Here is a 12761-nt window from a genome sequence, read left to right as displayed (position 1 = left end):
GACGAGTCTTTTTTACTCGCGGACGAGTCTTTGATACTCGGCGACGAGTCTTTTTTACTCGCGGACGAGTCTTTGATACTCGGCGACGAGTCTTTTTTACTCGCGGACGAGTCTTTGATACTCGTGAATGAGTTTCTACAGCAAATTAGGATAGAGAATCAGGATCTATGCCAAGCGATCGCAACTGTTCTGCGAATAATTCAGCACGTCGTTGTGCTTGTTGAGCTTTTTGTTCTGCTTGTTGAGCTTTTTGTTCTGCTTGTTGAGCTTTTTGTTCTGCTTGCTGGGTTTTCTGTTGAGCGAGTTTTGCGTTTTCTTCGGGTGTTAAAAGCTTTTCCCCTTGTTGGTTATACCAATACAACCACTGGCGAGGAATGCCTAGATAAGTTCCCCGTTCCATGCCAATTCCTAAACCAATCTCTGGCAACCAAACGGGATTACCATCTTCTAATGCAGTGTAACCACCATTAATTAATTTGTATATTTCCAACCGTGGCTTTCGACGACGATTTGGATTGTAGATTACATAATATAAAATCCCTAATTTCGCATACTCTGCTTTTTTAGTAGAGTACTCACCACGATATTTTTGAGATACTACTTCTAGCGCTAATATTGGTACTTTCCTCTCTTCCCAAAGCACATAACTTAGACGGAGGTTTTCATCATTAAATCGCTCTACGCCCAAACTCAAAAACCCATCTGGGACTATTGCTGGTAAATCTGGGTCATAATAAATACCCATATCTACACCAAAAAACCAATCCATGCGTTCTGGCCAAGCCATTGCCAGAAGCGCTTTTAGTAAACCGGGAATCAAATCTTGCAATTCATTATCCACGGGAGTCTCGTCAGAGTCAGGTAGCTCCTCAGATGAGGGCAAACAAGCTAATGGATCGTAATTTAGCATGATCGATTTCCCATTCCTCAGTTATGAGTACATCTTTATTTTATTAATGAATCTTGATGGTAATTTAAATGAGAGAATCAGGATCTATGCCGAGCGATGTCTACGATGGTCACTGAGCCAAGTCGTACCACTTCGTGGAAGCAAGCTACGCGCAGCGTCTCGTAGAGAAGTGCGGGCCACGCCTACGCACTTTTCAATCAGTCTTTGAAAATAACAGAACGCATTGGAGATGTGGAAGGCAAAGCAAATATCCCTACTCACTTTTTCCCTCGACTCAAGAAAAAACTGCTAGATTTACCACGCAAGATACTAGAATTTAGTTGCCAATTAAGAGATAATGTCTTATGGCCGACGTTTTCGTGGGATGTGGCAAACCCTAGTTAGATTCTGATTCATCTTTGAATATGACTGTTTCCGAAAATCGAGAAGCGTTTATTCCCTACACTCGCAGTGATATTATCAAACTTTGCCTGCAAGACGGTCAGCTAGATGAAGCTGATGTCAAAAAATTTCAAGATTTCTGCCAAATCCTCATTGCTTACTATCACTTTCGCTTCCACAAAACCTTAGAAGTTATCAAAGATAACTACGTACCCTTTAACCCTAATGCAGAGATTCAACCAGTAACTCCACCAACATTCGAGCAATATGATGACATGGAGTTGAAAGTAGTTGAAGCCTTTGGGCATATTGTTGAAAGAGCTAATTATATTCTTTTACCTGAATCGATTCTCAAACGAGCGCTGGCAACAAAATCTCTTATTGAATTGAAAACTAAAGTAAATTTTGAGGATTTTGATCGCTTGATTTGTTATTACCGGGGTGATAGTTCTAAAAAAATTTCGGTAAAAAAATTCTTCTTTTGGCAAGAAGAAAAGACGATTGATATTTTTGAACGGATTGTTTTATTAGTCAAGTTCAAAGAAGCAGCTTACTTTCGGGCCAAGAAAGACAAGATCCAAGAATTAAAATTCATTCCCGGTAAGATGTATGTTTACTTCTACAAAAATATTCCCAAACTAGATGTTGACTTAATCTTTCCCAATGTCAAAACAAGTATGACCTGGAAAGATCGGTTACTATTTGGAATCCCGGCGATTGGCGCGGCAATTCCTTTGATATTAAGAACATTACCGAATTTATTATTAATAGTTGCTGCAATTTTACTAGTACTAAATGTTACTTTTTGGGTTGAATCATTAAATGTAGAGTTGGATAAAGTCAGAAATTTTATGCCCGTCTTAGTGGCAGCTTTATCATTAGCGATCGCTTTGGGTGGATTTGCCTTTACACAATACACTAATTACAAAAATAAAAAAATTAAATTTCAAAAAATTGTAACTGATACACTATTTTTCAAGAATTTAGGGAACAATCATAGTGTTTTTCAAATGTTTCTGGAATTAGCAGAAGAAGAAGAATGTAAAGAAATTATTCTGGCATACTATCATTTACTGACTAGCCCCACACCATTAACTCCTCAACAATTAGATTCTCGCATCGAAACTTGGATGGACAATAAATTAGGCACAAAGATTAACTTTGATATTCAAGGGCCTCTAAGCAATCTAGAAGATATTCGCGGTCAAGTAATTCAAAATAGCAAAACAACAGACAAAGTACCAGAAATCCCTTTACTAGCCTACGATCGCCAAGGAGCATGTCACGTTTTACCTTTGGATGAAGCTAAAGCAGTGATTGATTATGTTTGGGATAATGCCTTTCGATATAACGGAATAATCTTGTAGTTTAGTCTCTCGGTTATTTGTAAACATCAAGAGGCTCATATCCCCCAATTCTTGAAGAAGTTGGGGATATTTTGCTTATTGAGTATTAATTTTCCACTTGTTTGAGTTTTTGAAAAATTTCATCAAGTGGTGATTCAGATTCATCAGGACAAAATTCTAAAGCAAGTCTCACTTTTCCTTTTTTCCATCCCAAATTACTAAATTGTAAAACTTCACAATTTAATCCCTGAGTATACAAATTTACTTCATCTGTTTCTTCTGCTCCAATATATTCCTTAATTGCTGTAATCAAATCGCGGACTTTAAAAGTTTTAGCAATATTTAACTTATTAAAAGTGTCCGGTTTTATAGACACAACTTCATCATGGTTTAGTATCTCGAATCCATCTTCCATAAAAATCTCCTGTTAATCAATTTATATTTTCCAGAGATATAACAGTTCATCCGAAATAAAATGATAATTTAGTCATTGGTCATTAGTCATTAGTCCTTGGTTATTATCGTAATAATTTGTGTATTGCACAAAGGGGCAAAGAAAAACTCTTCACCCCTCTGTGTTTCAACTTAAATACTTAACTCACCATAGTTTTACGCAAGACTTTACTGAGTCCTGAGTTATTAGTAAAAGTAAAATACTCAACACTCAGTACTGTCTTAGTGAGGTTCTTAGAAAAACCAACCGTAAGAATGCAAACCTTTACCCAAAAGATTCACACCGAGATAGCAAATCCAAACTACAAGCAAACCAGCAGAGGCTAAAATTGCCGGACGGCGCCCTTGCCAACCGCGAGTAATTCTGGCGTGAAGGTAAGCAGCGAAGACTAACCAGGTGATTAATGCCCAAGTTTCTTTAGGGTCCCAACTCCAGTAGGAACCCCAGGCTTCGTTAGCCCAAACGCCACCGGCAATGATGCCAATTGTCAGCAGGGGAAATCCTAGTCCGATGATGCGATAGCTGATGTTGTCGAGAGTTTCGGCAAGGCTAAGGCGCTGGGGTGAAAGAGGTTCAGCAGATGCAACGGCTGGCGATTCAGGGGTAGTTACTAAATTCAAAACAGCGGTGTTTCCGTTACCGTTGCCATTGCTACTAGTTTCAAAACGAGCAAAGCCGTTATTTTCGACAGCAGGGGTTGGTGGTTGAGAAATTAGTTCAGTGGCTTTGTGCAAGCGGTAGCCGTTGCTGCGATAGCCACCAGTACCAACAGAACTGCCTTGTAGTTGGATATTTTGACCGCGAGTGACAATTAAAAAAGCGATCGCTAATAACGAACCCACCATCAAAGCAGAATAACTCAGCATCATAACGCTGACATGCATCATCAGCCAATTTGACTTCAAAGCAGGTACTAAGGGTTCTGACGCTTGCATCTGAGATGGTAGTGTCATAGTAGCAAAAGCAGTAATAGCCATTGCCACCGGAGATGTCGCAACTCCTACTAAGCGACTACGGCTACTATTTTCGGCAATCAGATGAACAGCGGTAATTCCCCAAGCTAAGAAAAACAGAGATTCATAGAGATTACTTAAGGGAAAGTAACCAGCTTCGATCCATCGTGCCCCTAGTAGAGTAGCTATACACAAATTTGCGATCGCCATCCCAGCTGTCCCCAAAGCGGCTAGATAAGGCAGATTTGGAAAAGCCGCTCCTCCCCAATACACCAGCATTGTCAGGAATAATATGGCAAAGGACGCATTGTCCAGCCAGTTCTGGAGTACAACCAAATTCATAAAGTCTTCTCTCCGTGGATGATTTAAAATATCGATTCTGACTGTTTTGATCCTATATGTTTAGAGGGGAATCGGGAATGGGGGATTGGGAATGGGGAATGGGGATTGGGCATTGGGCATTGAACATGAAGAAGAGACAAGGGAGATAAGGAAGAGGGGGGAGACAAGAGAGAGACTTGTTCAATAATTCCCCCTTGTCTCCCTTGTCTCCCTTGTCTCCCTGCTCCCCTGCACCCCTGCTCCCCTCCTCCCACTGCCTATCTAACAGAGTTACTCTTACTCTTTTCTGGACTAGGCAATGTAGTTGCGTTAGTAACTTTTTTAAGTTCGATAAAAATATCGTAACGGTTACTACGATTGTCGCTGACAGCAGATGTCATCCCAATTGTGCGCGTTGCATCTAGCAAAGTTTCTTGATTGGGAATTAGAGTTGGTAAAGGGAAATTTTTCACAGTTCGTTCCACATCCAGAAAAAATTGACCGTTTGTCGGATTGGGTTCTGTAGGAACTGTTTGTTGGAAGGGAAGAGTGCCAGCTAGTGTGTAGTTAGGTTTGGGAACAATTTTATCGGTGATGGGAGCGCCCACTACCAAGAAAGCGACATCTCCATCTAACCAACCGTGGGTAGCAGTTAACGTACCATAAGGTGATACCCAGTTAACAACGGGTTGACCTGCGACTTTCCCCGGTTGCACTTGGAACTGGTATTGATTTTTCATCACTTCATCCAGCTTACTGATGGATGCTTCAGCTAATTTGCGTTGGCTTTGCCCGCCGTAGTCATCGTTTGTCTGTACCATGAACAGCAAACCCGCACGAAAATCATTTGGTGAACCTTCTTTTGGAGTAGCAGGAATTACTGATAAAGAAAACTCCCCTTTCATCCAACTAAGCAAATCCTTCTCCAAATCAAGATCGGTAAGAGATTTTATCCCACCTCTAATCTGTTCTGGTGCGATCGGTGATAAAGGATTTCCCTGAGATGTTAAAACATAGTCTCTCCACAACCTCTGTAAATTACCACCAGTAAGCATCATTAAGGTTTCGGCTGGTATGCGGCTTTGCATTTTCCCAGCTTTGTTTTCCACTGTCAGCACGCGTTGACTATTAGGGTTTAACCAAGAAACGCCCTTGAAGCGGATTCCTTCTGACTCTAAAGTTATTGTCCCTGCTAAACCTTGGTTATTTTGCAGTTGAGCCAAAACTTGAGCAGGCAAAGGGCGGTTTGGAGAAGCCGCGGCTATTTTCGCTGCTGTTGGCACATTTACATAAAACTGTCCAAAGGGTTGGTAATTGGCAATTTTTGGGAAATTCTCAGCAAAGCCGCCTGTTGTCGCTAGGGATGTTTTATTTTTGTAAGCATCGATCGCTCGCTCTGTGGCTTTGGGACTATCAGTTATGACTAAAAAATGCCCATCTAGTAATGCAGCCGAGAAGTTTTGCCCTGCTTGTCCCTCACTTTGTTTAATGGCGATCCCTTGATAAGTGCGATCGCTCCATTTGCCTTGTTTAAGAATTTTGGGTTGTGCCAAAATACTTTTGGCGATTTCTGAATTTTTTACTGGCAATACCATTACCATCGACTGCTGATCGCTAGCAGCATCTTCATTGGTGGTAACTGGTTTGGGTGCAGGTTTATTCCCTATTGTTGGGGCAAGAATTGCGATCGTCACGTCATCGCCTACCCAAGGAGCGATATCTTTCTGGAAGTCGTAACCATTATTCGTCAGAAAGCGATCGCGTAACTGGACTAAATTTTTGTCCAGTTCTGTTTGGGTTTCTCTTGTCCCAAACTGCCGCAATTTCTGCCACTGCTGGGGATCTGTTGTTAAGGAAACCGCAAACAGGGCATCACCAGGAATAATATTTGCACCTACTAGCAAATCGCTAGAAGATATTTGTCTCTGGGCTAACAACCAGTAGGCCACACTCCCCGCACCAATCAATAACCCAGCAGCCGAGAGCGTCAGCACCAAAGACGGTTTCTTATTTTTCTTCATCTGAACAGACACAAGAGGCGGTGCCATTGAAACCTGTACCTCATATTTCCAAACTCATTACTTGCTAAATTGGTTAAGTCAACCAAAAAGTTTCTTGCGATCTAAGGTAGTTAATTTCATAAATTTTTCCACCATAGACATTGATGATATTTCGGTAATTAACCGTTCTTTACTGTTTCAAAGCGGTGTTTTAATGGTTAGTTACCTTTTTTAACACGCTTTCTTGAATTTCGCTGGACATTTCTAAAAACTGCTGTCTTTTTTAGAAAGTCTCCGAAAGTTAACATAGTTCATTTCAAGCACTTTGAGGATATAACTAACTTGAAAAAGCTGCAAGTCATCTGTAACCCAGACTACCTTCTATTTATAGAGCTTCTATCTGTGGTACTGACTTGATTTAAGTAAGATCAACTTAGCGTCCGGGATTTTACATAGATTACCCATCTTCAAAGTCATTAATGTAAAATTCCTATACTCTGGGGCGCACTGTAAAAGATACAAAAATACTATGCCTCAGCATTAGCAGCACTCAACTGCATAGGCCCCAAATATTTGGTTAAATAAGGTGAAAAAACTTCATAAATTAATGTCAGTGGCTGCCCATGATGCCAAAACAAGTAGTGACGACCCCAAAAAGGCCCAGTGACACCAAAACCGGACTCTAGTGCCAATGAGTCACCGTAGTAAATTCCTCGAACATCCCGATACAATTCTGTGCGAAGACGAGCTAAACTTGCCCAAATTGGTAATGAACGGTTTTGTAAATACTCATCGACATGACTGGCTTCCCACCACGAAGTAGCATAAGCTAATCGTTGACCAGAAGCGGTACGCAGCCATACTTGTCGCCGTAATCGCGGTTCTGGAACAGCTTGGATTAACTCAGGAGCAGCATCCAAGTCGATACCAATCAATGACATATCAATGATATCTACTTCTACAGGCTCACCTGTGAGCAATTCTAAGTGACGTGTTGGAGAGCCGTCACCCAAGAGCATTAGCTGCCATGCAGGTGCTAGCTGAGTGTGGGGTAAATTTTGTTGAATTATTTCCTCCCCTCCTTGCCAAATCGGAGTGAGGCGATGCCAAGGTGGTGGCGATGTTAGGTTGTTTGTCGGCGTAAAAGAAATAGTCAATGCTTTTTACAAAACTTCACCTATTTCTATAAAAGCATAAAGGACTAGTACTTTGACAAGGCAACTTTACTTAATATCTAGTAAGCACTGAAGTGCTTCAAAAGCAAACTTAATATTTAAGGGTCAACAGTCTAAGGTTTTTTAACCTATAACTATTGACCCTATACTTAAACAAGCAAAAATGCGGATGGGGAGACTCGAACTCCCAAGGCAAAGCCACACGCACCTCAAGCGTGCGCGTATACCAATTCCGCCACATCCGCATGGTTTCTCTAAAGATAGACTATAGCATAAGAAAATAATTATAGTAAGGTGATATCTAAATTCAGTTGCTTCAAAAATATAAATTTTCTCAAGGCGGTATCAGACTGACAGAAATTTAGCAGCTGTACAAGTGATATTGAAAAGGGTAGAGCTACTGTGTTCGGCGGGGTGCGATCGCGTATCTGTCTGCTGTAGGTGGTGTCGACGACAGGCTATGACGCTCGATAGCGACGTAGGAGCGTCTGACTCGCTATCGGCTTCGCAAAAGCCCAGCTTGGTAGTCTAGCCAAGACTTACAGCAGCAATGTTGTTAGTGTAGTAAGACTCGTAGACGCAGCAAGCCTGCAATATGCGAGTTTGCTTAGGATCAGGGTGGCGAATCTCCTGCAATAATTTGAAATAATGCGGAAGCGTTGTTTCAAGTTGGATCAGAGAAAATGTCAATCTACTGGTAATGATATCGAAACTAAAAAATGAAGTTTGACAAAATATTAATTGCCAATCGGGGAGAAATCGCCCTTCGCATTCTCCGCGCCTGTGAAGAAATGGGAATTGCCACAGTTGCGGTTCACTCCACCGTTGACCGTAATGCTCTCCACGTCCAACTTGCTGATGAAGCTGTTTGCATTGGCGAACCTGCTAGCGGTAAAAGTTATTTGAATATTCCCAATATTATTGCTGCTGCACTGACGCGCAATGCTACTGCCATTCATCCAGGTTATGGTTTTTTGGCAGAAAATGCCCGGTTTGCGGAAATCTGTGCCGACCATCATATTGCTTTTATCGGCCCAACTCCAGAAGCTATGAGACAGATGGGCGATAAATCCACTGCCAAAGAAACCATGCAAAAAGCTGGAGTCCCGACGGTACCAGGTAGTGAGGGATTGGTAGAATCCGAGCAAGAAGGATTAGGATTCGCCAAGGATATCGGCTATCCAGTGATGATCAAAGCTACAGCAGGTGGCGGTGGACGGGGTATGCGCCTAGTTCGTTCTGAAGACGAATTTGTGAAACTTTTTCTCGCAGCCCAAGGCGAAGCAGGAGCAGCTTTTGGGAATTCTGGCGTTTACATAGAAAAATTTATTGAACGTCCCCGCCACATCGAATTTCAAATTTTGGCGGATAACTACGGTAATGTCATCCACTTAGGCGAACGGGATTGCTCAATTCAGCGCCGGAATCAAAAGCTGTTAGAAGAAGCTCCAAGTCCAGCTCTCGACCAAGACCTACGTGAAAAAATGGGACAAGCTGCTGTCAAAGCTGCCCAATTCATTAACTACAGTGGGGCGGGTACTATTGAGTTTCTCTTGGATAGATCCGGTAAATTCTACTTTATGGAAATGAATACCCGGATTCAAGTAGAACATCCTGTAACAGAAATGATTACTGGGATAGACTTAGTTGCCGAACAAATCCGCATTGCTCAAGGTGAAAGACTCAAGCTTACCCAAGACCAAGTAGTATTACGAGGTCATGCGATCGAATGCCGAATCAACGCCGAAGATCCCGACCATGATTTTCGCCCTTCTCCCGGACGGATCAGTAGCTATCTGCCCCCCGGAGGGCCTGGTGTACGGATTGATTCCCACGTTTACACAGATTACCAAATTCCACCTTACTACGATTCCTTAATCGGCAAGTTAATCGTTTGGGCACCAGACCGATCCACTGCTATTAACCGGATGAAACGCGCGCTGCGGGAATGTGCCATTACTGGATTACCTACCACCATTGGGTTTCATCAAAAAATTATGGAAACTCCACAGTTTTTACAGGGTAATGTCTATACAAATTTTGTGCAGGAAATGAACGGGTAGGAGAGTAGGAAAGGAAAAAGGTTATAGGTTACAGGGGACAGGGTTATAACCTGTAACCTGTCCCCTGTAACCTGTACCCTAATTAACACGAGATAGCATAGTCAACAATCCTTGTTGACCTAACAGGATTTCTCGCAGCAGGCTGAAGATACCAACCCAAATAATAGGTGTAATATCTACCCCACCTATAGGTTGCACCAGCTTTCGCAAAGGTATTAAAAATGGCTCAGTTGGCCAAGCTATTAAATTAAAGGGCAAACGATTCAAATCCACTTGCGGATACCAAGTGAGAATGATACGAAATATAAATAAGAATGTCATAACCCCTAACACAGGGCCAAGAATCCAAGCAGTCAGGTTAACACCAGTCATCGGTTTTAGGTACTATCTATCTGTAAAAAAAGAAAAAACTTAGGCACAGGCAAGTTGCGCTTTGCGTAGACATAGCTACAAAATTTTAAGCTTTGTAAAGCACTCCGATCATCATTTTAACTAAATGCTGTCACTTCTTTCTGAAATAGAAAAGCGAACTCGCCCATGTAGTTAACTCAATAACTGGTGAAAGAAGTTACCAAGTTTGGCAGTTCAGAGTTAGAGGCTTCTCAAGAAAGTAATACACTATTAAAATTAGGATGAAGTGTGTAAAAAAAGGTTGAGAAGTATGACGCCTTCTTTAGCAAATTTTCTTTGGAGTCTGGTATGGGGTACAGCAATTGTTGTAATACCCGCTACTGTTGGTCTAATTTTCATTAGCCAAAAAGATAAAATACAGCGTTCATAATGCTTATGAGAGTTAAATTAGCTCTCGTAATCGATTGTCTGTCAACTATCTACTTAAATTGCACTAAAAGCAGCATAAACTGCGACTGGTGGCAGTTGTAGCTGACAGACATAGACGTTTTTACTTTTCGGTGAATAGCTTCAGAGCTTCTTTGCCAGAGGCTTTGAAGCTTCAATATATCGTGCCTAATTACAGTAGTGATTTTAATTGTGACTCGCTAACATAGATTTGATATTGGGAAAACAGCAATGATAAATTTTGGGCTGAACTCAGCCAGTTTTCTGGCTCAGGTAAATTTTGGGGCAAACTCAGCCAGTATTCTAGGAATTTTCCTGGCTGTGGCTGGGGCAGCACTGTATTTTCTCCGCACTGTGCGTCCGGAATTGTCACGGGATCAAGATATCTTTTTTGCGGCAGTCGGCTTACTTTGCGGCTTTATTCTCGTCTTTCAAGGATGGCGGCTAGACCCGATTTTACAATTTGGTCAACTGCTTTTAGTTGGCACAACTGTGTTTTTTGCAGTTGAAAGTATTCGTCTGCGAAGTATAGCTACTCAGCAAGCAAAGCGCAACACTCCGATTGTGGACGAAGACCGACCAGTTAGCGATCGCTATTCGTACAATAATCGCAGAAACTATCAGGCTGAGATGGAGGCAGACTTAGATCCACTGCCTTATGAAGACGAGGAAGAACGCCCAGTGCGTCCCCGGATTCGCGGTAGCAGGGATGAGATTTCAACTCGTGATGACTACTATCAGGAACAACCTCCCCGTCGTACAGAACGCCGCAACAGCAGCACTAGTGAAAGACAGACTCCATCTGATAGAACCCGCCGGCGGACTTCTGGGCGTCCTGTAAATCGCCCTTCTGAAAGCTTTGAAGAAGAGAACTGGGGTTCTTCTTCTAGGCAAGTTGATGATTGGGAAAATTCAGGTGGGGAAGTTAGAAAACCTTCTCGCCGTAGTAATAACGGGTCACAGCGTCCCGAAAGTCGTGAAGATGATGTTTCTCCCAGACCGAGAAGGCGTCGTCCCCCCACTGACTCAACTTCTCGAAGACCGCGCGAAGATGATGATGCGATCCCAACCGATTATGTACCATACAACCCAATTGAAAAACCAAATGAGGGGCCAGATAATTTGACCGATTTTGATGACGATGTTTAAAACAGTTGGCGTGCAAATAGGTTTAAAGGCGACGGAAAACAGTTGAGGTGGAAAAATTTACGCCTGCATTTTGGCTCCAAAGACCAATTCATTGGAGCCTGGTTTTTGGTTTAACAAGTTTGCTTGTATCTTGTGGTTCTAACGATATTCCTATAGGGCCTACTTCTCTTAACAGTCGCTACACCGAGGAGCAACCTGCTTTGAGTGGAAATGGGCGCTTTTTAGCGTTTGTATCTAATCGGAATGGTAATCAGCAGCTACTAATGTACGATTTGGAGAGGCAACTGTTTATTAGTACACCGGGGATAAACCGACAGGAGACAATTGCCGAAAGTCCTAGTTTGAGCTACACCGGACGTTATATTTCTTATCTTACTAGTGACCAGGGAAGACCAGTGGTAGCGCTTTACGATCGCGCCACGCAACAGTCACAAATTGTCACGCCAATTTATCGCGGCTGGATCAGAAAACCAAATATTAGTCCAGATGGACGTTATGTTGTCTTTGAAACCGCCACTCGTGGTCAGTGGGATATTGAAGTTCTAGACCGAGGGCCAAATATTGAGTTAGATATTCCCAACGGTGCAACTGTGGGTTCACCTCCGTAGGGGAGAAAGTTAGGAGTTAGGAGTTAGGAGTTGTGAGATTATTGACTAATTACTAATGACTAATGACTAAATTATATGAAACGTGTTTTTTTTATACCTATATTTTTCTGTTTAAGTTTATTGACTGGGTGTTTTGGCTACCCTCGGATTTTGAGTTATCCCTTTGATCCAGGGGGTCGGAGTCTTAATAGTTTAGCATCGGAATTAAACCCCCAAATTTCTGGGAGATACATTGTTTTTATTACTGACCGACGCGGTAGCCAAGATGTTTATATGTTTGATACGGTAACTCGTGATTTGGTTGATTTGCCAGGTTTAAATTCCTTTGATGCGATCGCAAATCATCCTAGCGTTTCACAAGATGGTCGTTATATTGTGTTTGCTGCTAGCCGTCAGGGGCGATCGGCTATTTTTCTCTACGACCGAGAAACACGCCAATCACGGAATTTGACCAATAACCTGCAAGCGGAAGTCCGCAACCCTACAATTAGCGCTGATGGTAGCAGGATTGCTTTTGAATCCAGTAACAACGGGCAGTGGGATATTTTAGTATATGACCGTTATGGACAGCCGTTAAATATACCTCAAGAGCCACGTTGAACA

General features: G+C 42.2%; 13 protein-coding genes and 1 tRNA gene. 7 read left to right on the top strand and 7 right to left on the bottom strand.

Annotated features, from left to right (window positions below):
* Positions 1 to 145: 145 nt before the first annotated feature.
* Positions 146 to 910 (bottom strand): Uma2 family endonuclease, encoded by a 765-nt coding sequence (locus ACR5KR_RS26625; RefSeq protein WP_448268582.1) that lies wholly within the window; start codon positions 908 to 910, stop codon positions 146 to 148.
* Between the two features lie 204 nt (positions 911 to 1114).
* Between ACR5KR_RS26625 and ACR5KR_RS26620 the strand changes: the two genes are divergently transcribed.
* Both ACR5KR_RS26620 and ACR5KR_RS26615 read left to right on the top strand, forming a co-directional pair.
* The gene (locus tag ACR5KR_RS26620; RefSeq protein ID WP_448268580.1) at positions 1115 to 1294 is read left to right on the top strand and encodes a hypothetical protein; all 180 of its coding nucleotides are present in this window, start codon (positions 1115 to 1117) and stop codon (positions 1292 to 1294) included.
* Between the two features lie 20 nt (positions 1295 to 1314).
* Complete coding sequence (locus tag ACR5KR_RS26615; RefSeq protein WP_448268579.1) at positions 1315 to 2658, top strand: TMEM143 family protein; 1344 nt, start codon at positions 1315 to 1317, stop codon at positions 2656 to 2658.
* Between the two features lie 85 nt (positions 2659 to 2743).
* Here the strand turns inward: ACR5KR_RS26615 and ACR5KR_RS26610 are convergent, their stop codons facing one another.
* The 5 genes from ACR5KR_RS26610 to ACR5KR_RS26590 form a co-directional block, all read right to left on the bottom strand.
* Entirely contained in the window at positions 2744 to 3052 is a 309-nt protein-coding gene (locus ACR5KR_RS26610; RefSeq protein ID WP_322697496.1) for a KGK domain-containing protein, read from the bottom strand.
* A 272-nt stretch (positions 3053 to 3324) separates the two neighbouring features.
* Positions 3325 to 4386, bottom strand: a complete 1062-nt coding sequence (gene ccsB, locus ACR5KR_RS26605; protein WP_448268578.1) for a c-type cytochrome biogenesis protein CcsB — start codon at positions 4384 to 4386, stop codon at positions 3325 to 3327.
* Between the two features lie 257 nt (positions 4387 to 4643).
* Positions 4644 to 6413, bottom strand: a complete 1770-nt coding sequence (locus tag ACR5KR_RS26600) for a DUF3352 domain-containing protein (RefSeq protein ID WP_445629784.1) — start codon at positions 6411 to 6413, stop codon at positions 4644 to 4646.
* Positions 6414 to 6892: 479 nt separating this feature from the next.
* Positions 6893 to 7522: a chorismate lyase gene (locus ACR5KR_RS26595; protein ID WP_448268577.1), complete on the bottom strand. Its 630-nt coding sequence runs from the start codon at positions 7520 to 7522 to the stop codon at positions 6893 to 6895.
* 182 nt (positions 7523 to 7704) lie between these two features.
* Positions 7705 to 7785, bottom strand: a tRNA-Leu gene (locus ACR5KR_RS26590).
* 474 nt (positions 7786 to 8259) lie between these two features.
* On the opposite strand from ACR5KR_RS26590, the gene accC reads away from it, so the two are divergent.
* The gene (gene accC / locus ACR5KR_RS26585; RefSeq protein ID WP_445629786.1) at positions 8260 to 9603 is read left to right on the top strand and encodes an acetyl-CoA carboxylase biotin carboxylase subunit; all 1344 of its coding nucleotides are present in this window, start codon (positions 8260 to 8262) and stop codon (positions 9601 to 9603) included.
* 78 nt (positions 9604 to 9681) lie between these two features.
* Here accC and ACR5KR_RS26580 read toward each other — a convergent pair whose 3' ends face one another.
* Positions 9682 to 9975, bottom strand: a complete 294-nt coding sequence (locus tag ACR5KR_RS26580) for a YggT family protein (RefSeq protein ID WP_094350101.1) — start codon at positions 9973 to 9975, stop codon at positions 9682 to 9684.
* Positions 9976 to 10264: 289 nt separating this feature from the next.
* Here ACR5KR_RS26580 and psbX point away from each other — a divergent pair, with 289 nt between their 5' ends.
* From psbX to ACR5KR_RS26560, 4 genes are all read left to right on the top strand, one after another.
* Positions 10265 to 10384, top strand: a complete 120-nt coding sequence (psbX, locus tag ACR5KR_RS26575; RefSeq protein ID WP_013189728.1) for a photosystem II reaction center X protein — start codon at positions 10265 to 10267, stop codon at positions 10382 to 10384.
* A 248-nt stretch (positions 10385 to 10632) separates the two neighbouring features.
* Positions 10633 to 11550 (top strand): Ycf66 family protein, encoded by a 918-nt coding sequence (locus ACR5KR_RS26570; protein ID WP_445629787.1) that lies wholly within the window; start codon positions 10633 to 10635, stop codon positions 11548 to 11550.
* 47 nt (positions 11551 to 11597) lie between these two features.
* Complete coding sequence (locus ACR5KR_RS26565) at positions 11598 to 12158, top strand: TolB family protein (RefSeq protein WP_445629788.1); 561 nt, start codon at positions 11598 to 11600, stop codon at positions 12156 to 12158.
* Positions 12159 to 12233: 75 nt separating this feature from the next.
* Positions 12234 to 12758, top strand: coding sequence for a TolB family protein (locus ACR5KR_RS26560; RefSeq protein ID WP_445629789.1), 525 nt, complete (start codon positions 12234 to 12236; stop codon positions 12756 to 12758).
* The last annotated feature ends 3 nt before the right edge of the window (positions 12759 to 12761 follow it).

Source organism: Nostoc sp. DSM 114159 (genome assembly GCF_053470285.1).
The sequence above is the reverse complement of the archived record's forward strand: the minus strand, read 5'-3'. Positions and strand labels throughout refer to the sequence as shown.